The sequence below is a fragment of the Acinetobacter sp. YH12208 genome (assembly GCF_013418055.1).
Classification (GTDB): Bacteria; Pseudomonadota; Gammaproteobacteria; order Pseudomonadales; family Moraxellaceae; genus Acinetobacter; species Acinetobacter pseudolwoffii.
This window is the reverse complement of record NZ_VPCT01000012.1, coordinates 56002-75924: the sequence shown is the minus strand read 5'-3', so window position 1 is coordinate 75924 and position 19923 is coordinate 56002. Positions and strand designations below refer to the sequence as shown.

Here is a 19923-nt window from a genome sequence, read left to right as displayed (position 1 = left end):
GTGACAACGTTGAGATGTCAGTAGAGCTAATCCACCCAATCGCAATGGACCCAGGTCTACGTTTTGCGATCCGTGAAGGTGGTCGTACAGTGGGTGCTGGTGTAGTTGCTAAAGTAACTGCATAATCGCTGATTGTGTAAAAAAAGCGCCTCTTTGAGGCGTTTTTTTTGTCTGGATTTTTGTCAGACAATCACTCATGAGTGTCCTTAACTGATAGTGCGATGACCTAAACTGCACTTATTTATACGATAAAAATCAATAAAACTAGGCTCAATAAAACGAATAATAGATTCAGGCAGCTGTGCTTGAAAGGAGCCTACAATGAACGTAAAAGTAAAAATTTCAGAGCGTGCTGGTGCAAGCTTTCCTGTTCGTCGTATGAATTTTGATTTTGATCATGTCCCGGAATACTGGATGCATGGATCAGCCGGTTTAACGCATTTTATGACCGCCTTATCTGCACTGTTTCCGGCAGGTGAAAAGTTCTTTATCGATAGCGTTCGGGCCGTGCGTCAGCATCCAGCGATCAAAGATAATGCAGAATTGCAAAAAGAAATTTCTGCCTTTATTGGTCAAGAAGCTATGCACACGCATGAACATGTCGGTTTTAATGCCTCCGCACAGCGCTATGGACATGATGTCGAGACACTGGATCATTATACCGATCAGGTGATTCAGACCACGCGTAAAGTCATGGCCAAACTGCTGAAGCCAGTTGGCATTAGCCAAAAAATGGTGGATTTGACTGCAACCACAGCACTGGAACATTTTACCGCGACCATCGCAACGCAGTTGTTAAGTAACGCTCATATCCAAGAACTGATGACTGATGAAACCATGAAAAATATGTGGATGTGGCATGCGATTGAAGAAAATGAACATAAAGCGGTGGCCTATGATGTGTTTGAAGCTGTCTTTGGTAACGGTTTAAAAGCCTATGCGCTACGGACCTCATCTTTGGTCATTTCGATGGCAACCTTAGCTGTTGTACAAAGCTATTTTCTGGCACGTTTACTCAAGCAGGACAATCAATTGAATTTGGAATCGCTGAAATCGATATATACCTACGCGTATAGCCCATCAAAAGGGGTAATTACGGGCATGGGTCGTGAAATGTTAATGTACTTTAAACCTGGCTTTCATCCAAATGATCATGATACACATGGCCTGTTAACAGTCTGGAAAGCCAAACTCGGACTTGAATAGGACTGAAAATTAAAGAGCGATTGAAATTGCTCTTTTTTTTACTCGATTTTTTGGATGAAGTTTCTATAATGCGAAAGTTAATTCTATATAAGATGAACGAAGATGATTCGTTTAATGCAAGCAGCGGATGTAGCAGCCGTTGCAAAGATTGAAAAATCTGTTCAATCACATCCCTGGACTTTAAAACAGTTTGAAGATGCGGTGACTGCTTATCAAAGTACTGTGATCGAGCAGCAGGGGCAGGTGCTGGGATTTTGTATTTTACAACCGGTGCTGGATGAAGCCAATTTACTGCTTATGGCAATTGATCCGGCCCAGCAAGGTCAGGGCTTGGGTTATCAATTATTGGATGCCTCAGTCGACATGCTGAAAAATAATCCGGTGCAGATTTTCCTGGAAGTGCGCGAAACTAATATTACTGCCATCAAGCTTTATGAGAAGTCAGGCTTTCATCAGATTGATTTACGCAAAAATTATTATCCGGGTTCAAACGGAATGCGCGAACATGCCATCATTATGGTCAAGGCATGTACGGATGACTTTGCTAGCCTGTTCAAATAGAAACTGACGACCTTATTTAATAATCTGGTGATTCCATCCGCTGGGTAAGGTCGTCATCAATGAGTTTCCCAAGTGCTGAATCTCCAGCTCACTCAGCGCACGGTTTAAACGTCGCCATTGGCCATCAATCAAGAGTTCTAGCGGCAGATACTGAGATTTATAATTCATCTTGTTGGAATGTGGCACCCAATAACCGAGGTAGATGAATTGTAAGCCAAGTTTTTGCGCATGTTCAATCTGCTTCAAGATTGCAAATGCACCGAGAGAGCGGCGATTTTCATCCGGATCGAAGAAGGTATATACAGCCGAGATGCCATCATCCAGCAAGTCGCAGGTGGAAACACTGATCAAGCGATCATCCAGCCATAATTCTAAAAAGAAGCTATCCGTACAACTTTGCAATAAAAACTTTTCGAACTGATCGCGACTCGGGGGGAACATGTCCCCATCTGCGTGGCGTTCATTGATATAGCGTTCATACAGCGCATAATGCGTATCAGCGGCCTGCTCTGGACTGGTAATTTTCACCCGAAGATCCTGATTGCGTTTCCAGGCTTTTTTTTGTGAACTGTTCATGGAAAATTCAGCCACTGGCACGCGTGAAGATAAGCATTGACGACACAGATGACATTCCGGACGATAAACAAAATCGCCACTGCGCCGGAAACCGGTGCGCGACAGTTCTGACAGGGTCAGTACATCAATGCGATGCGCAGGATCCAGAAAAACCATACGTGCCGACTTATTGGGCAAGTAGCTGCAATCGTGCGGCGGCGTAATATAATACTGTAAATCGTTCAGTAGGGACTTTGGCTGATAAGAGTTCATAACAAGTACCCTCTGTTATTTTCATTCACTGAGTCGCGCGTTTTGCGCTATTGTTTTACTTGAAAATACACCCTCTTGATACTTTTTCCAATCGATAGCAGGCTGTTTTACAACATCTTGTAACGAATTAAGATAGTCTTGGCGAGAAAGTGTACAGGCGCCGAGGCTTAAAAGATGGTCATTGACCAACTGGCAGTCAATCCAGGGCAGCTTATTTTCCTGCCCAATCAGCATTAAAGTATAAAAAGCCATTTTAGAAACATCGGTCTGCGTACTAAACATGGACTCACCAAAACAACCCTGTCCAATCGTCACACCATAAAGCCCACCTACAATGCGATTTTCATCCCAGATCTCAATACTATAGCCATATCCGGCATCGAACATGTCGCAGTATCCTGCGATAATATCTTCACTGATCCAGGTTTCTTCTGCATAAGCACGCGGCAGTGAGCAGGAACGAATCACCCTTTCAAAAGCATGATTGACCGTGATTTGATAATCCCATTTTTTCATATTGCGGATCAGGGATTTACTTGGATGATAATCATGGGGCCGAATAATGCAGCGCGGTTCCGGACTCCACCAGCAAATAGGTTCTCCCTCAGAAAACCAGGGAAATAAGCCATGGGTATAGGCTTCAAAAAGTGTGGAAGGGGAGAGGTCAGCACCAATACAAATCAGTCCTTCGCCTTCAGGGTCAACCTGCATCGGGTCAGGAAAGATAAATTGTGAGGGAGGAAGTAGATGCATGGCAAACCTGAAATAAAACTATAGATGAATCATAAGCTAATTCTAGCAATAAAAAAGCCGCCCATAATGGACGGCATTTTTATTCTTGCTGCTTAGTCTAGTTTGCCCATCGCATCAAGATATTTTTCTGCATCGAGTGCAGCCATACAGCCTGAACCTGCAGAAGTAATGGCCTGACGGTAAATGCTGTCAGCAATATCGCCCGCAGCAAATACGCCCGGTACCGAAGTTTGGGTTGCATTACCCGCAGTACCACTTTGCACCTGAATATAACCGTCGCGCAGCTGCAACTGACCGTCAAACATTGAACTGTTTGGCTTATGGCCAATGGCAACAAACATACCCGTTACATCGACGTTTTGAGTAGAGTCATCCTGGGTCGACTTGATACGTACTGAGGTCACACCAGATTGTGCATCCCCTAAAACTTCATCGACCTGATGGTTCCAGATAATGCTGATCTTGCCTTCTTTTTCTTTAGCAAATAAATGATCTTGCAAGATTTTTTCAGAACGTAATGAATCACGGCGATGAACCAGAGTCACATGCGAAGCGATATTGGATAAGTATAAGGCTTCTTCAACAGCGGTGTTACCACCACCCACAACCATGACTTTCTGGTTTTTGTAGAAGAAACCATCACAAGTGGCGCAAGCGCTGACGCCTTGACCCATAAAGGCAGCTTCAGATTCCAGACCGAGGTATTGGGCTGTTGCACCGGTACAGATGATTAAAGCATCACAGGTAAATTCGTCCATATCGCCTTTCAATACGAAAGGGCGCTGGTTTAGATCTACTTCATTGATATGGTCATACACGATTTCAGTGCCAAAGCGCTCTGCATGCGCCTGCATACGCTCCATCAATGCTGGACCGGTTAAGCCTTCAGGATCACCGGGCCAGTTATCCACGTCCGTGGTCGTGGTCAATTGGCCGCCCAGTTGCAAACCGGCAATGAGGGTTGGTTTTAGGTTTGCACGCGCTGCATAGACTGCTGCGCTGTAGCCTGCGGGGCCAGAACCTAAAATAATCAGTCGTGAGTGACGTGCGCTCATCAGCTGTATCCTTTTTTATTTAGAAATTTATTGAATTATACGTGAAACTGTATAACAGTGGGGTGAGATTAAAGTCGATATTATTGATCATTGAAATCGATTTGGGCTATATATAATAAGTACACAGTGTGCTTGCACAATAGTGCATCTTTTTTCACAGAACAGGTGCATAATATGCCTTTTATTGCGTCGCTTTTTTCAAGCATTGAAGCAAAAGAATATTCATGAAGAATTGGTTACAGGACAGTATATGACAGCGGTGTCGAGTGCCTATGCACAGCGCTTAGTAATGACATTATTTTTAGTCTCATTTGGGATTTATCTGTTTCTTGCAACAGTGACCTATACGCCATTTGATCCGGGATGGATGCATATCTCTAGTGATACGCAGACCGTTTCGAATGCCAGTGGGGTTGCGGGTGCCTGGATTGCAGACCTTTTGTTTGGCTTTCTCGGTTGGGCAAGCCTGCTGATTCCTGTCTATCTGTTTATGGAAGCGGTTCAGGTCTGGTGGCCACGTAGCTTCCTGAACCGGCCATTCCGCTATGCTGCGCAATTCTTCCTGTTATTGACCACGTCAGCACTGCTGTTTTTATTCTGGCAAGTGCCTGCCGATACGCTGGATAACTCTTCCGGCGGTATTATTGGCTATGAATTAGGCCAGAGTTTAGAACAGTTGCTGACGGTATATGGTGCTGCATTCTTCCTGTTGGTATTTTGGGTGATGTTATTTACACTGGCCTTTGGGGTGAAGTGGAACAAGACCTGGAGCAGTCTCAAAGCAACACCGGCTTATTTACAGGATCTGTTCTATCGCAATATCCCTGAAGGTATGTCCGATTTTGACCGGACTGCGCCTGTGGTTAAAAAAGAGCCAGTGAATGCTGCGAAGAAAATGGTCGCAGTAACCCCTGCACCTGAGCATGAACTGGTAGACATCGATCCGGTAGTGCGTGATCAGGTAGCTGAACGCTTATTTGATGATTTTGCTGATAAAGAATCGCAGCAGCCACAGTTACATGACGATATTCCTGAGGCTGTACAGCAGGCTCCTGAGCCAGTCGAGACATTGAAGCAAGCACCGCAAGTGCCGCAACAGCCAGACCGCGTCGTGGCAACAGGCGAAGTATGGCGTGCCTTACATTCCAGTGAAGATCAGCGCCATAAACAGGATATTGATGCATTACTTAAAGCTGCCGAAGAAGAGCAGCATAGTGCTCCAGCCTCACACTTGGCGGTTTCTCAAGCTGTGCCGTCTCAACATGTTCAAGCCAGAACAGCGCCTGCTACGCATACTGGGCTGGACTGGAATGATGATGAAATCTTTGATGAACTTCTGGCTGCCGTTCCACAAGGAAAAACGGCGACAGATGTGCATAGTCCATTTAATGCTGCGCCTGCTGCAAAACCCCAGAGCTTTGCCGAAGAAGTTACAAGCGCGGCGCCGGTTCTGGCATCTGTCGCAACAGCACATGTAGTCAAAAATAGTGCATTGCAAGCCGATCTGGATGACCTGGGTGATTTGCTGATTGAAGAGGATGAGCCAAAACAAACTATACGTGCCTCTAGCTATGCGCAATCTTCTGCTTTTGTACAGGCCCCGATTCAGCATCAAGTTATAGCACAACCGGTATCTGATTCTTCTGCAACTCATGCCGCAGTACGCGAGGCTTTATCTAAAGAAGAATTTGTAGAAGCCTGGCAAGAAACGGCTGGCAAACCACAAGATGAAGACGAGTTTGATTTTGATGCACCTTTAACTGATGCTTCAGGCCGTCCGATGTCACGTGCGATGCAGGTGGCTGAGCGCCGTAAAGATCTATCGCCTCTTCCGGGTCTCGACCTGCTGGATGAAGTCGATCCGAATAAAAAAGTGAATTTCACTGAAGAGCAATTGTCGCGTTTATCTGAACTGCTTGAAATCAAACTGCAGGAATTCAATGTCAAAGCCAAGGTGGTTGAAGCACAGCCGGGCCCAGTGGTGACACGTTTTGAACTGGATCTGGCGCCGGGTGTGAAGGCCTCTAAAGTCACTAATATTTCCCGAGATTTGGCACGCTCGATGTCGATGGCATCGGTACGTGTGGTTGAAGTGATTCCCGGTAAACCGTATATCGGGATTGAAGTGCCGAACAGCAGCCGTGAAATGGTACGTTTGATCGAGCTTCTGACCATTCCAGCCTTCACTGATCCGAACAGTATTCTTTCCATGGCAATGGGTAAGGATATTTCCGGTAATCCGGTAATTGCTGACTTGGGCAAGGCACCGCATATGCTGGTGGCGGGTACCACGGGTTCAGGTAAATCGGTGGCAGTCAACTCGATGATTCTATCGATGTTGCTCAAATACAGCCCTGAACAGTTGCGTTTGATTCTGATCGATCCAAAGCAGCTGGAACTGGCCAACTATAATGATATTCCACATTTATTGACGCCTGTCGTCACCGATATGAAAGATGCAGTCAACGCATTAAATTGGTGTGTCAATGAAATGGAACGTCGCTATAAACTGATGTCTTTCCTGAAAATTCGTAAACTCAGTGACTATAACCGCAAGGTCGAAGAAGCGATTGCCAATGGTGAAGACCTGATCGATCCAACCTGGAAGGCCAGTGATTCAGTGGTGGGTGAGCGTGCACCGCGTTTAACGCCGTTGCCTTCGATTGTGATTGTCGCGGATGAATTTGCTGACATGATCATGCAGGTCGGTAAAAAAGCTGAAGAAATGATTACGCGTCTGGCACAAAAATCCCGTGCGGCCGGTATTCACTTGCTGCTTGCCACTCAGCGTCCATCGGTGGATGTGATCACCGGTTTAATCAAAGCCAATATTCCGACCCGTGTGGCACTGCGTGTCAACTCAAAAATTGACTCACGTACTATTCTGGATGCAGGCGGTGCAGAAGACTTGCTCGGTCATGGTGATATGCTCTTCCTAGGGCCTGGTAAAATTGAGCCTGAGCGTGTGCATGGCGCCTTTATTGCCGATGATGAAGTGAACCGGATTTGTGATGCATGGCGTGAACGTGGTGCGCCCAATTATGTCGATGAAATCCTGACGCCGTATGATGAGGAACCATCAAGTCGCGGTTTTGAAGAGGGTGGAGAGGGTGGCCCAGATCGAGATGCACTGTATGATCAGTGCGTAGCATTTGTACTCGAAACCCGTAAGGCTTCAACGTCTTCGCTACAGCGTAAATTTAGTCTGGGGTATAACCGTGCTGCGCGGATCATTGACCAGATGGAAGAGAACGGTATTGTCAGTGGCATGGGTGCCAATGGTAAACGCGAGATTCTGGTTTAAGTTTCTCTATGCTGAACCATAAAAAAGCCTGCAATTGCAGGCTTTTTTAATACGGTAGCTAAAATCAGGCAAACATCGCCAATACCGCCAAGAACTCGGCACTTTGACGCGGGAAGGTGGCAATCACGTCATGAATGCGTTGCCCTTCAGGATTGGTTGCATTGACATCACGGCCATCAGCGACAAATTTCGTCAACAGGCGTTCATAATCAAATGGACGCATATGCTTGAAAGCATGATAAAGCACATGAAAGTCAGCATTTACACCTGCAGGAGGAAGCTGATTCAGGTAGGCAAATACACGCTCATCTGACCATTCTTCGTTAAAGGTCGCTGGTTGAGATAATGCCATCGCAATTTCCTTAATCTAATGTAGTTTTTTCGGCATGAAAAAAGGCAAAATTTGTATGAGCAAGAGACAGTGTCTTTTGAGCTGACTCTGTCGACTAGAAACATTGTTTCTAGTCTTGGGATTGAGTAAATCCTTAAAAGCCGTGCTTTAATTTACTGATCCAGTCCACTCAAAGCCTAGCTTCTCGACTTGCGGCCGGGTAAAGCCGTGCTTTACTAATCCGGCCTCATATTTTGCCTTGAATCAATTTGCTTGACCAATCAAAAATCAGATTATCGTTCTTCAGGTAAATTGATATTCATCTCAAGCATTTCAATATTGGCTTCAGAACGTACCGACATTTGAATATGCTGCTCATCGACACCACGTACATAGCGATTGACCACTTGCATGATTTCTGTCTTCATCTGATCAATTTTGTCCTGGCTCAAGCGACGACCCAAGCCTTGTTCGGAAGCAACGATAACCTTCAAACGGTCTTTAGCAGTCCGTGCGCTTGATGGTTTATCCTCGCCACTAAAAAGTTTACTCCAGAATCCTGCCATGTCTACGCTCCAAATAGTCGTGCTAACCAGCCCTTAGGTTTTACCTCGATATGACGGTAAGGACGTTCTTCGCCAAGGAAACGTGCCACGAGGTCATCATAAGCCTGACCTGCTGCAGCCTCAGTAAAAAGAATCACCGGCTTACCTTCGTTCGATGCCTGTAAAACACTTGGACACTCAGGAATAACGCCCAAGGTCGGTACACGTAAAATATCTTTAGAAATATCGTCAATCGTCAGCATTTCCTGTTTATCGGCACGTTCCGGGTTGAAACGGGTAATACACAGATGCTTACGAATGCGACCTTCGTTTTGTTCTACTTTTTTAGTTTTACTGTCAAGCATGCCAATGATACGGTCAGAGTCACGTACTGATGAAATCTCAGGATTGGTGACAATGATGGCTTCATCAGCATGGTACATGGCCAAAATAGCACCACGTTCAATACCGGCAGGTGAATCACAGATAATGTAATCAAATTCCTGCGAAAGTTCATCCATTACACGAGCAACACCTTCATCTGTTAAGGCATCTTTATCACGTGTTTGTGATGCAGGTAAAATATATAAATTTTCAATATCTTTATCGCGAATCAGTGCTTGCTGTAATCGTGCTTCGTTATTTAAAACATTCACAAAATCATAAACTACACGGCGTTCACAGCCCATAATCAAATCAAGGTTACGTAAACCTACATCGAAATCGATCACAACAGTTTTGTGACCGCGTAGGGCTAAACCTGTTGCAAAAGATGCACTTGTTGTAGTTTTACCTACACCACCTTTGCCTGACGTTACGACAACAATTTTCGCCACCGAATCCACTCCTGTTATGGTTCAAATCCCCTGTTTAAAATGGGGTTTTTGGTATTTATTTATACATTAAAATTGTAGAGCTTCAAATACAAGCTCTTGTTGATCATTCAAGTAAATATGCACTGATTTCTTAGCGACATGCGGGGGAATATCATCCGCTACGCAATAGGTTCCCGCAATCGAGATCAGTTCTGCTTCAAGGCTGTGACAGAAAATACGAGCTGCCGTATTCCCCCCGACACCTGCAATGACACGACCACGTGCGCTGCCATACACATGGATATTGCCTGAAGCAATCAGTTCTGAACCACTGTTGATGCCGGCATTGATAATAATGTCGCCATTATGCTGCACAATACATTGGCCCGTCCGCAGAATTTCATCATGATATGAGGTCACATGCGCAACGATCGGGGCAGCAGCTGCCTGATCATCACTTGTCGCTGCTTCTGGCTTAACTTCTACCACCTGTTCTTTCGTGGCTTTCACTTCTTCTAACTGGCGATCGGGTGGCAGAACCGGGAACTGAATGGAACGCGCCTGATCACCCAGTAAACCCTCAGTCACGGCCATTGGCTGTACATCTAAGTCGATTAACAGCTGAATCAGGGCAATCAGTTCCTGTTCAACTGAACTTTCAATGACGACCAAAGTGCCAGATGGGAATGCAGCTTGTAATTTTGGGCTAAGTTGCTGGCGGATGGCATCATGATCATTGGTATCTAAGCTAATGCGTATTGCATTGACCATTCTGCCTTTTATCCGTATATCAGCCATAATTCTTCCTTAAATACTTCTGACTTGCTGGTTTTATGTCGAAGCAATGTTGTAAATAGTGCAAATCCTAGAACAAATTGGCGTAATTCTCTAGCGATCTCAGTTATTTTTTTATGCCAACAGAACCGGATGATTTTATCTGATTCTGCACTTTAAATGTTATCTATCTATTGAGCGCTGATTTTGCTCATGTTCTTCTAAAATCTGTTGCCACTGTTTGACTTTCACCTGTTTTTGGATCGCTTCAAGTGTTTCAAAAACAGCCGATTCGACCAACTTATCAATATGTGGATTATGTTCAATCTGAATCTGGCTGATTTTATCTGAAATTAGGGTAAAAGTCGGATTTTCTTTTTGGCCGGTATGAGTAAAGGGATCAATCAGACCTTGGGTGATATTTTCCCCTAGACGTTGGCCAATACTTTGAATTTGCTGTTCAATCCGGCTACCGACAAGTGGAATTAATCGCAATAACTGGGTCAGTTCCGGGGTGTCTTCAATGGCTTGATTGACTACTTGCCCGACATTTTTAGCAATCATGGAACGTTGTGCCTGCAACTCTTTACCCAAAGATTCCTGCAAGATGTCTGCCAAGGCAACTGCCAGTAATTTACGATGATGTTCTACCAAATCATCAATCAATTTTTTATGTGATGTACTGGTGCTGAGTTCACGCTTAATACCGTCCAGTACAGTCAGCACCACCCGGCTGGAAAGCTCCTCCATGAGCATGTTGTAATAAAAATTGCCTTGACGATACCAGCGCTCGGGAATGACTTTATAACCGTGACTATGCAAGTTATAGCCAATCGCGACCGCACGTAACAGACGCAGAAAGCGCAGTTGTGGAATAATGGAGAGAATTTCATACCAATGTACGAATGGAAAAAACCACCAGCGCCGATGATGGCGCTGAACAATGGCAATGCCCCAACGTGCCAGTAATTCACAGATCAGGAAGGTGGTAAACCAGCCCTCAGTAATGACGACCCAAGGGCGTAAATCACTTTTATAAAACTGCAAGATTTCCGGTAAACGAATGAAGTCAAACAACCATTGACCAAAATCGCTCATTAAAATGGCGTTGGCACTGAGACAAAATAGATTAATGATGATTAAGACCATCATAAAAATGTCGTAAATCAGCGCAACTTTCCAGCCCCAGGTGCCTTTACGAATAAACTTAAATGAGCTAGAGGTGATGTCGGGGTTGTCGTTCTTCATAGTTACTCAGGCAAAAAATCAGACAGCGCTTTGGTCAAAGTTCTGCTGCATTTGCGCTATTAGTTGATCTTTTTCAGTCCAGATTTGATCAATCCATTTCTGGAAACGTGCACGGTATTCAGCATCATCTTCATAATTGCCGCCGAGTACCCAGTCAGGAATCTCAATTTTTCTTAAATTTACCGCAATTCGTGGCACTTCACCTAACCAAAATTCACCATAACCCGGAATACCGTCCGGATAAACGATGGTCATATCGACCAGCGCATCAATTTTATCGCCGAGAATACTCAGCGCCAAAGCCAGACCACCGGCCTTAGGTTTAAGTAAGTATTTGTAAGGAGACTGCTGCTGATCATGTTTGTCTTGGGTAAAACGCGTGCCTTCCAGATAATTTAACAGGGTAAAGGGCTGACTGATCAGCTGCTCACAGGATTTACGTGCTTCTTCCATATCGCGGTATTTTAGCGCAGGATTTTTAGCAATCTGTTCCTTGCTATGCCGTTTCATCATCGGAAAACCTAAGATTTTAAAGGCTTGACCGACAAAAGGAATAAAAATAAGTTCCCATTTTGTAAAAAAACGCGTCAGCGGCATACGGGTCAAGCCGAAGTACTGATTGACGGTGGTATCGACCCAGCTTTGATGATTACAGGTCATCAAATAACGGCCCTGCATATTTAAATCAAGTGATTCATCTACTGTTATTTGCCATTCGGTATTGTTGAGCACATTGTCAATCAGCCAGTTATTGACGCCTAACCAGCTGTTGGTAATCTTGATATTGGTTTCATCAACTTTTGCAGATTTTTTAAAAAACTTGGTAAAACCCAGCGCCAGAACCGGAGGGCCATGAAAAAAAGTACTGCCTGTCATCACTGAGGTGACAGCCAAGCCACGTGTAAGTTTTTTTAAAGTTGCTTGTTTATTGCTATTCGATGACATATCAAAACAGTCCCCAGAGATTAATCGCTTAAATTTTTTCATATTTTGAATAATATAATGAGAGTGAGGCAAATAAAAAAGCCTAAAGGCCTAACTATGAAGATATTGTGATGAAGTCCATTGTTTTAGTTACATATAAACATTACAAAATATTGCGAAACGATTTATTATTAACAAAAATTCAATGGTTATCCCGTTCAATTTAAATCATTATTTCGCTTATACAACAAAGCATACAATAAGGAGTCATGCGATGCGTGCACTAGTAATTTCAGCAGCTGTAGCAGGGGCCGTAGCACTTACAGGTTGTCAATCAACTGGTAATAACCTCGGTGGTGTGGAATATGATAAAGCTGCTTTAGGTACTTTAATTGGTGCTGCAGCAGGTTACGGTGTTTCTAAGAGTAATGCGAATACCAGCCGTCAAAACAACCGTGCAGCAGCGATTGGTGCTGTTGTTGGTGGTGCAGCAGGTGTTTATCTTGATAACAAAGAGAAAAAATTACGTCAAGCAACAGCCGGAACTGGCGTAGATGTTAACCGTAATGCAGATGGTTCGATTAACCTTGTAATGCCAGGTAGCATTACATTTGATACCAACAAATCGAACATCAAACCAAACTTCTATGGCACTTTGAATAAAGTGGCTCAAGTATTAACCGAAGATAACAACAGCGGTATTTTGGTCACTGGCTATACAGACAGTACCGGTAATGACTCAATCAACATCCCGTTGTCTCAAGCACGTGCTAACTCTGTAGCAACTTATTTATCAGGTCAAGGTGTTTCACGTACACGTATTAATGCTCAAGGTTTAGGTTCAGCCAACCCGATCGCAGACAATACAACTGCGGCGGGTAAAGAACAAAACCGTCGTGTAGAAATCGCGGTATATGCTGTTCAATAATCTTTAAACGCATATAAAAAAACCACCTTCGGGTGGTTTTTTTATATCTGAACATTGACCTGATTAATCGTATTTTAAATTAGGCAACTGAGGCAGAGATGACTATAATCGGAGCCGAATCTAGAAGAGGAAGCCATATGTCACTCGCCAGTCAGTTAAATGACAAGCAACTTGAAGCCATGAAATACACTCAAGGACCCTTGTTAGTACTTGCAGGAGCGGGTTCAGGCAAGACTTCAGTGATCACGCGAAAAATCGCATATCTTGTCAAGCATTGCGGGATTCCTGCGCATCGTATTACTGCAATGACCTTTACCAACAAAGCGGCACGTGAGATGAAAGAGCGTGTCAGCAAATTGTTAACCCGTGAAGAAAGTAAAGGCGTTTCAGTTTCGACTTTCCATACCTTTGGCCTGAATATGCTGCGTCTGGAGCTGAAACATACCCCCCTTAAAAATAATTTTTCGATTCTGGATGCTGACGACTGCAAACGTATTCTGATGGATTTGATGCATCGTGACAATTTATCCGGTGCAGAAAGCAAAGAACTGATTGCCAAAGCCATGAAAATGATCTCGGACTGGAAAAATGATCTGATTCCACCCGAGCAGGCGCATACCACTTGTGAAACTGCCGAAGATGTCCAGTTTGCGCATTTATATCAGCTTTATGAACGTAATCTGCGTGCCTATAATGCCGTAGATTTTGATGACCTGATCGTGATGCCGACACGTCTGCTACAGGAAAATGCCGAAGTACGGGATAAATGGCAAAACCGGGTGCGTTATTTGCTGGTCGATGAATATCAGGACACCAACACTGCACAGTATATTCTGGTGAAATTGCTGGTTGGCGTAATGGGGCAGTTCACCGCCGTAGGCGACGATGACCAGTCCATCTATGCTTGGCGTGGCGCCAAACCGGAAAATATGGCCTTGCTGCAACAAGATTTCCCGAATTTAAAAGTGATTAAACTGGAACAGAACTATCGTTCGACCAGTCGTATTCTTAAAGCAGCTAACACCGTGATTGGCAATAACCCGCATATTTTCGATAAAAAACTCTGGTCAGACAAAGGCCATGGTGAAGTGATCCGGGTGATTACTTGCCGTAATGATGATGATGAAGCAGAACGCGTGGTCAAAGACCTGATCACGCATAAATTGATGAATGGGAAAAGCTGGAAAGATTATGCGGTATTATACCGCGGCAATTTTCAGGCGCGTATTTTAGAAACCCATCTCCGTCAGATGCAGATTCCGTATAAATTGTCTGGCGGTCAATCTTTCTTCGCGCGTGCCGAAATTAAGGACATGATGAGTTATTTACGCCTGATCATTAACCCTGAAGATGACAGCGCTTTCCTACGGATTATCAATACGCCAAAACGTGCCATTGGGCCGGTGACACTGGAAAAACTGGGTCTCTTTGCTCAGGAAAATAACCTGTCACTGCTGGCTGCGGCAGCGGATCAGCGTTTGACCATGGCGATTCCGAAAAAGGCCACCACACAGTTGGCAGAGTTTGCCGACTTCATTGAGGGCTTTACTCGCAATTTACTTGATGATGATGAACCCGTACCGATCATCCGTCAGATGATGATTGAAGCCGGTTATATCGATTACATCAAGGAAACTGCAGCCACGCCGGCACAGGAAAAAACCAAGCTCGACAATATTGAAGTGCTTTACAGCAGCATCCAAAGCCTGATTAACCGCGCTGAAGATGTCGATGAAAAAAATATTGAAAGCGTGATTCGTAAAATGGTGCTGCTGGATATGCTGGAGCAGCAACAGGAAGAAGAAGATACTGACAAAGTCAACTTGTTAACCTTACATGCTTCTAAAGGGCTTGAGTTCCCATATGTCTATCTGATTGGGCTGGAAGAAGAAATTCTGCCGCATAAAAACTCGATTGCTGCAGAGACGGTTGAAGAGGAACGTCGCCTGATGTATGTCGGGATTACCCGTGCACGTCAGGGTCTGACCATTACCTTGGCCGAACAGCGCAAGGCCGGCGGACAGATGAAGCAAATGACTCCAAGCCGTTTTCTGGATGAATTACCAGAAGATGAACTGGAATGGTTAGGTCGCAAGAAAAAGCTGGCCGGTAATATCGATCCGAAATTACAGGCGCAGCATTATCTGGATAATTTGCGCAATCTTATCAAACGATAAAGTTCAACGCTTATACATATTTTAAATGCAACAACAGGAATGAACACATGAAAGTTCAGGTGAAAGTCCTTGACTCGCGTCTCGGTCAGGAATGGCCATTACCGACTTATGCCACGACAGGTTCAGCAGGATTGGACTTGCGTGCCTGCGTCCATGAAACGACAGTGATTGAACCGGGTCAAACCGTTTTAGTGAAAACAGGCTTGGCGATTTATATCGAAGATCCTGCTTTTGCAGGTTTGATCTTGCCACGTTCAGGTTTAGGTCATAAGCACGGGATTGTGCTGGGTAATCTGGTAGGTCTTATCGATTCAGATTATCAGGGTGAATTGATGGTATCGGTCTGGAACCGGAGTCAGACTGCTTTCAGTCTGGAGCCGGGTGAACGTTTGGCGCAATATGTGCTGGTGCCGGTAGTACAAGCTGAATTTGATCTGGTCAGTGAATTTGAAGCCACTGAGCGTGGTGCTGGTGGCTTTGGCCATACCGGTAAAAACTAAAGAGAAGATGACCTGCAAACAATGAATGGATGTAGGTCATTTCTTAAATACAACAAAGTAAATCCTAAACATAATGTGACGCTTAAAATGGAGTTAAAAATAAAAATTTATTTTCTATATAAATAGAGTTATTCAAAATTGAAATTTATATCTTTATTTTAATTTTAGCCGGGGAAATTAAAAATAAATATAATTAAATAAGGACTATTTCATCACAGAAATTTTCTGATTATTCAGTTAACGGTAATATTTTTATAATTGATTGTTACATTGAAATGGTTTAAAAGTAGCGGGTCTTAAAACAAAAACAAATGTTTAAAGTCATGATGATGAAATAAGTCATTTTATATCTCCTTATATTTAGTGAAAAGAACAGTTTTATGGGATCTATGAATCATCTATTCCCTATGCACATTTTTCGAGCCTATGACATACGCGGTAAAGTCAGTGTACTGGGTGCTGGGATTATCGATGCAATTGCTCACGGTTTAGCACAGCAATATCAGGCTGCGCGACAGACACGTGTCGCAATTGGCTATGATGCACGGCTTAGCAGTCCGGCTTTTGCAGAAACCATTCGCCGTATTTTTCAAGCTTATTCGATTGAAGCCACCATTGTCGGTTGTTGTTCCAGTCCGATGCTGTATTTCACCGCACGGCAATTTGATGGCAATGGCATCATGGTCACGGCCAGTCACAATCCCAAAGAAGATAATGGTATTAAATGGATTGTCTCTGGTGAGCCGCCTTGCCCAGAGATGATCCAGCAGGTGGCTCATCTGGCCAAACCACATTATAGCAATCAGCAGCTTTGCCTAGACGAACAGACTCATCAAGTTATTCCAGAATTTTGTCTAAAATATCAGCATGGTATATTAAAAGATATCCAGTTGAAGCGCTCATTTAAAGTGGTTCTGGATGGTCTGAATGGTTCAGCCGGGCGCTGTGCCAATCTGGTGCTTCAAAAAATGGGTTGTGCGGTGATGGCTTTGCGTTGTGATGCCAATGGGCATTTTCCAGACCATGCACCAGATCCTTCGCAAGACAAACATCTGGAGACTTTACGCCAAAGCATCATGCAACAGCAGGCTGATCTGGGCATTGCCCTGGATGGCGATGGCGATCGCGTGGTCTTGATTGATGCACAGGGCCAGATTATCACGGCGGATCAGTTACTGTGCCTGTTTGCCGAAATTTGCCTCACTGACTCAGCACCACGCAAGTTTGTTTATGATGTCAAATGTTCAACCCTGGTGCGAGACACCGTGCAACGTTTGGGCGGTGAGCCGGTGATGATTCGTACCGGAAGCTCATTTCTGAGAACTTATCTGGCACAATCTCAGCAGCAGGCGATTTTTGGTGGAGAATATGCCGGGCATTATGTCTTTAATGATGGCCGTGGCTGGGGCTATGATGATGGACTCTATGCAGCGCTCAGAGTCATGGAATATCTGGATCAAACTGGTCAAAGTCTTGCACAAGCTTTAGCGGCTTATCCGAAACGGCATGGGACCGAAGATCTTTATATTGCAACGCATCATGTGCATCCGGTTGAACTTTTAGACTTTGTTGAACAGCAATCTGAAAGAATTCGTGCGCAAATCAGTAAAATTGATGGGATACGTCTTGATTTTGAGGATGGTTTTGGCATCATTCGAGCATCCAATACAGGTGAGTATTTCACAGTGCGCTTTGATGCCAATGATGCTCAGGGCCTGAATGAAATTCGTCAGCTGTTTGTAGCCATGTTGCGTGACCGTTATCCACAGATCGCTCAAGATATTTTAGATGCTCAATAAGGAGAGGCGAATGCCAAATCAACAAACAGGCATCGACAAAGCACAGATTTTGACAGAAGCTTTGCCGTATATTCAACGCTTTGCGGGTAAAACCCTGGTAGTAAAATACGGCGGTAATGCGATGACCGATCCTGAGCTGGAAAGTTCATTTGCACGTGATATCGTATTATTAAAAACGGTTGGTATTAATCCGATTGTGGTGCATGGTGGGGGGCCACAAGTCGATTCCATGCTGAAACAGTTGGGCCGTGAATCAGACCGTATCGACGGGATGCGCGTGACTGATCCTGCCACGATGGAAGTCGTGGAAATGGTACTTGGCGGTAGTGTCAATAAATCGATTGTGAACCTGATCAACCAGCATGGTGGTCGTGCCATTGGCTTGACCGGTAAAGACGGCAACCTGATTCGTGCACAAAAACTGCTGATGGAAAAAGTGGCTGAAGATGGTTCGGTTCAGCAAATTGATTTGGGTCTGGTCGGTGAAGTCGTTGGCGTAAAAACCGATGTGCTGGAAATGTTCACCAACAGCGATTTCATTCCCGTGATTGCACCGCTGGGTGTGGATGAAGAAGGCAATACCTATAACATCAATGCAGACTTGGTGGCAGGTAAAGTCGCAGAAGCCCTAGGTGCAGAGAAGCTGATTCTGCTGACCAATATTACAGGTGTTCTGGATGAAAATAAAAACCTGCTGACGGGTTTAAGCACTCAGGAAGTTGACCGTCTGATTGAAACAGGTGTGATCTATGGTGGCATGATTCCTAAAGTCGGCTGTGCACTGGATGCGGTCAAAGGTGGCGTAGTGAGCGCGCATATTGTAGATGGTCGTGTGCCACATGCCAGCTTATTGGAAATTTTTACCGATCATGGCGTTGGTACACTGATTACCAACCGTGCCCATCCACCTCGTCCATAAGTTGTTTTTTTGCGGAAAAGAGCCTCAATTGAGGCTCTTTTTTATCTCTATTTATAACTGATAGCTATTTGAAATGACTCGGGTAGTCATGCACAATAAGCATCTAAGAAAATAGAAAGCTGAAACCAGACCATGTGCCAACTGCTCGGAATGAATTGTGCCACCCCGACGGATATTACCTTTTCATTTCGTGGGTTTTCCCAGCGGGCCGGAATTACCTCGGATCATGCCGACGGTTTTGGAATTGCTTTTTTTGAGGATAAAGCCTGTCGCCTATTTGTCGATAACCAGTCTGCGGTTGAATCTCCGATTGCCGAGCTGGTGCGTAACTATCCGATCAAATCACGTAATGTGATTGCCCATATCCGTAAAGCCACTCAAGGCAAAATTAATCTGGAAAACTCGCATCCTTTTAGCCGTGAACTTTGGGGGCGACAGTGGATTTTTGCCCATAATGGCGATTTACATGATTATTTTCCCGAACTGTCAGGGCGCTTTACCCCAGTCGGCAATACCGACAGTGAGCGTGCCTTCTGCTATCTGCTCGATCAGCTGGTCAAACGCTTTGGTTATGATGAACCGAGTCTGGATCAGGTCTTTGAACTACTTGCTGAGGTTTCACCTACGATTGCAGAACACGGCACTTTTAATTTCTGTCTTTCCAATGGGCAGGCGCTGTTTAGCTATGCCATTACCAAATTGCACTGGCTGGTGCGTGAATACCCGTTTAGACCGGCACAGCTGATTGATATTGATGTCGAGGTGGACTTTAGTCAGGTCACTACGCCTAAGGACAGGGTTGCGGTTATTACCACCGAGCCATTGACACAAAATGAGGAATGGACCGCTTTTCAGCCGGGTGAAATGATTCTGTTTAAAGAGGGTGCCAAGTTCCGTTCGCAACTGACTCAGGTAGATCGGTTGGAACGGGAACGTCTAGATCCGTCCTTAAAACGTGTGACCAAAGCAGATTTATATTAAAAATAGATTTTTTTATTTTAAAGATGGGATTTAATTCCCGTTTTTTAATATCTTTTTTATTTAAATTAAAGAGAAACCATATTATTAGAAATAGTAGATTGATTAAAAAATATCTGATTCTTATACTCGGGTTTAAAATATATTCCTAATAAAAACAGTTAATTGCAAGGTTTCTCTTAAATTAAGCCGAAAGCCGACTAATTTACTTCATTTTTATTCAAATCAATACGTTATATGATGATTTTTATGTGATAAGTCCTTAATATTTATAGGTG

Annotated in this window: 18 protein-coding genes and 1 pseudogene; 10 read left to right on the top strand and 9 right to left on the bottom strand. The window is 44.3% G+C overall.

Annotation, left to right across the window (positions count from 1 at the left end):
- The 3 genes and pseudogenes from FTU95_RS11630 to rimI all read left to right on the top strand — a co-directional run.
- Positions 1 to 125, top strand: a pseudogene (locus tag FTU95_RS11630) (elongation factor Tu); the annotation flags it as partial.
- Between the two features lie 196 nt (positions 126 to 321).
- A complete protein-coding gene (locus FTU95_RS11625) occupies positions 322 to 1206 on the top strand; it encodes a metal-dependent hydrolase (RefSeq protein WP_180078578.1) in 885 nt (294 codons plus the stop codon).
- A 102-nt stretch (positions 1207 to 1308) separates the two neighbouring features.
- Positions 1309 to 1767, top strand: a complete 459-nt coding sequence (gene rimI, locus FTU95_RS11620; protein WP_180000119.1) for a ribosomal protein S18-alanine N-acetyltransferase — start codon at positions 1309 to 1311, stop codon at positions 1765 to 1767.
- 12 nt (positions 1768 to 1779) lie between these two features.
- Here rimI and FTU95_RS11615 read toward each other — a convergent pair whose 3' ends face one another.
- From FTU95_RS11615 to trxB, 3 genes are all read right to left on the bottom strand, one after another.
- Positions 1780 to 2595: an arginyltransferase gene (locus FTU95_RS11615; RefSeq protein ID WP_180078576.1), complete on the bottom strand. Its 816-nt coding sequence runs from the start codon at positions 2593 to 2595 to the stop codon at positions 1780 to 1782.
- Positions 2596 to 2616: 21 nt separating this feature from the next.
- Complete coding sequence (aat, locus tag FTU95_RS11610) at positions 2617 to 3348, bottom strand: leucyl/phenylalanyl-tRNA--protein transferase (RefSeq protein ID WP_180040283.1); 732 nt, start codon at positions 3346 to 3348, stop codon at positions 2617 to 2619.
- Positions 3349 to 3440: 92 nt separating this feature from the next.
- The gene (gene trxB / locus FTU95_RS11605; protein WP_005172342.1) at positions 3441 to 4403 is read right to left on the bottom strand and encodes a thioredoxin-disulfide reductase; all 963 of its coding nucleotides are present in this window, start codon (positions 4401 to 4403) and stop codon (positions 3441 to 3443) included.
- A gap of 250 nt (positions 4404 to 4653) precedes the next feature.
- On the opposite strand from trxB, the gene FTU95_RS11600 reads away from it, so the two are divergent.
- Positions 4654 to 7707, top strand: a complete 3054-nt coding sequence (locus FTU95_RS11600; protein ID WP_180078574.1) for a DNA translocase FtsK — start codon at positions 4654 to 4656, stop codon at positions 7705 to 7707.
- A 64-nt stretch (positions 7708 to 7771) separates the two neighbouring features.
- On the opposite strand, the gene FTU95_RS11595 is transcribed toward FTU95_RS11600, so the two are convergent.
- The 6 genes from FTU95_RS11595 to FTU95_RS11570 form a co-directional block, all read right to left on the bottom strand.
- Complete coding sequence (locus tag FTU95_RS11595) at positions 7772 to 8059, bottom strand: PA4642 family protein (protein ID WP_180078572.1); 288 nt, start codon at positions 8057 to 8059, stop codon at positions 7772 to 7774.
- Positions 8060 to 8331: 272 nt separating this feature from the next.
- Positions 8332 to 8604, bottom strand: coding sequence for a cell division topological specificity factor MinE (minE, locus tag FTU95_RS11590; protein WP_005096032.1), 273 nt, complete (start codon positions 8602 to 8604; stop codon positions 8332 to 8334).
- A 2-nt stretch (positions 8605 to 8606) separates the two neighbouring features.
- A complete protein-coding gene (minD, locus tag FTU95_RS11585) occupies positions 8607 to 9419 on the bottom strand; it encodes a septum site-determining protein MinD (protein WP_005096033.1) in 813 nt (270 codons plus the stop codon).
- A gap of 66 nt (positions 9420 to 9485) precedes the next feature.
- On the bottom strand, positions 9486 to 10196 hold the full coding sequence (gene minC, locus FTU95_RS11580; protein WP_180078570.1) for a septum site-determining protein MinC: 711 nt from the start codon (positions 10194 to 10196) through the stop codon (positions 9486 to 9488).
- Positions 10197 to 10355: 159 nt separating this feature from the next.
- Entirely contained in the window at positions 10356 to 11420 is a 1065-nt protein-coding gene (locus FTU95_RS11575; protein ID WP_005172337.1) for a hypothetical protein, read from the bottom strand.
- An 18-nt stretch (positions 11421 to 11438) separates the two neighbouring features.
- Positions 11439 to 12365 (bottom strand): acyltransferase, encoded by a 927-nt coding sequence (locus FTU95_RS11570; protein WP_005172334.1) that lies wholly within the window; start codon positions 12363 to 12365, stop codon positions 11439 to 11441.
- 253 nt (positions 12366 to 12618) lie between these two features.
- On the opposite strand from FTU95_RS11570, the gene FTU95_RS11565 reads away from it, so the two are divergent.
- From FTU95_RS11565 to FTU95_RS11540, 6 genes are all read left to right on the top strand, one after another.
- Positions 12619 to 13272: an OmpA family protein gene (locus tag FTU95_RS11565; RefSeq protein WP_005096041.1), complete on the top strand. Its 654-nt coding sequence runs from the start codon at positions 12619 to 12621 to the stop codon at positions 13270 to 13272.
- Between the two features lie 137 nt (positions 13273 to 13409).
- Entirely contained in the window at positions 13410 to 15449 is a 2040-nt protein-coding gene (locus FTU95_RS11560; protein WP_005096042.1) for a UvrD-helicase domain-containing protein, read from the top strand.
- 47 nt (positions 15450 to 15496) lie between these two features.
- Positions 15497 to 15949, top strand: a complete 453-nt coding sequence (gene dut, locus FTU95_RS11555) for a dUTP diphosphatase (protein ID WP_005172331.1) — start codon at positions 15497 to 15499, stop codon at positions 15947 to 15949.
- A gap of 380 nt (positions 15950 to 16329) precedes the next feature.
- Positions 16330 to 17748, top strand: a complete 1419-nt coding sequence (locus tag FTU95_RS11550; RefSeq protein WP_074384136.1) for a phosphomannomutase/phosphoglucomutase — start codon at positions 16330 to 16332, stop codon at positions 17746 to 17748.
- A gap of 10 nt (positions 17749 to 17758) precedes the next feature.
- Entirely contained in the window at positions 17759 to 18667 is a 909-nt protein-coding gene (gene argB, locus FTU95_RS11545) for an acetylglutamate kinase (RefSeq protein ID WP_005096046.1), read from the top strand.
- Between the two features lie 132 nt (positions 18668 to 18799).
- Complete coding sequence (locus tag FTU95_RS11540; RefSeq protein ID WP_180078568.1) at positions 18800 to 19648, top strand: class II glutamine amidotransferase; 849 nt, start codon at positions 18800 to 18802, stop codon at positions 19646 to 19648.
- Positions 19649 to 19923 lie beyond the last annotated feature (275 nt).

What these genes read in the sequence shown, in the direction of transcription:
- trxB (WP_005172342.1), bottom strand. Translation starts at nt 4,403, where the DNA reads ATGAGCGCACGTCACTCACGACTGATTATTTTAGGTTCTGGCCCCGCA.
- minE (WP_005096032.1), bottom strand. Translation starts at nt 8,604, where the DNA reads ATGGCAGGATTCTGGAGTAAACTTTTTAGTGGCGAGGATAAACCATCA.
- FTU95_RS11560 (WP_005096042.1), top strand. Translation starts at nt 13,410, where the DNA reads ATGTCACTCGCCAGTCAGTTAAATGACAAGCAACTTGAAGCCATGAAA.
- FTU95_RS11625 (WP_180078578.1), top strand. Translation starts at nt 322, where the DNA reads ATGAACGTAAAAGTAAAAATTTCAGAGCGTGCTGGTGCAAGCTTTCCT.
- aat (WP_180040283.1), bottom strand. Translation starts at nt 3,348, where the DNA reads ATGCATCTACTTCCTCCCTCACAATTTATCTTTCCTGACCCGATGCAG.
- minC (WP_180078570.1), bottom strand. Translation starts at nt 10,196, where the DNA reads ATGGCTGATATACGGATAAAAGGCAGAATGGTCAATGCAATACGCATT.
- FTU95_RS11575 (WP_005172337.1), bottom strand. Translation starts at nt 11,420, where the DNA reads ATGAAGAACGACAACCCCGACATCACCTCTAGCTCATTTAAGTTTATT.
- rimI (WP_180000119.1), top strand. Translation starts at nt 1,309, where the DNA reads ATGATTCGTTTAATGCAAGCAGCGGATGTAGCAGCCGTTGCAAAGATT.
- FTU95_RS11540 (WP_180078568.1), top strand. Translation starts at nt 18,800, where the DNA reads ATGTGCCAACTGCTCGGAATGAATTGTGCCACCCCGACGGATATTACC.
- FTU95_RS11565 (WP_005096041.1), top strand. Translation starts at nt 12,619, where the DNA reads ATGCGTGCACTAGTAATTTCAGCAGCTGTAGCAGGGGCCGTAGCACTT.
- FTU95_RS11570 (WP_005172334.1), bottom strand. Translation starts at nt 12,365, where the DNA reads ATGTCATCGAATAGCAATAAACAAGCAACTTTAAAAAAACTTACACGT.
- FTU95_RS11550 (WP_074384136.1), top strand. Translation starts at nt 16,330, where the DNA reads ATGGGATCTATGAATCATCTATTCCCTATGCACATTTTTCGAGCCTAT.
- FTU95_RS11615 (WP_180078576.1), bottom strand. Translation starts at nt 2,595, where the DNA reads ATGAACTCTTATCAGCCAAAGTCCCTACTGAACGATTTACAGTATTAT.
- FTU95_RS11600 (WP_180078574.1), top strand. Translation starts at nt 4,654, where the DNA reads ATGACAGCGGTGTCGAGTGCCTATGCACAGCGCTTAGTAATGACATTA.
- argB (WP_005096046.1), top strand. Translation starts at nt 17,759, where the DNA reads ATGCCAAATCAACAAACAGGCATCGACAAAGCACAGATTTTGACAGAA.
- dut (WP_005172331.1), top strand. Translation starts at nt 15,497, where the DNA reads ATGAAAGTTCAGGTGAAAGTCCTTGACTCGCGTCTCGGTCAGGAATGG.
- FTU95_RS11595 (WP_180078572.1), bottom strand. Translation starts at nt 8,059, where the DNA reads ATGGCATTATCTCAACCAGCGACCTTTAACGAAGAATGGTCAGATGAG.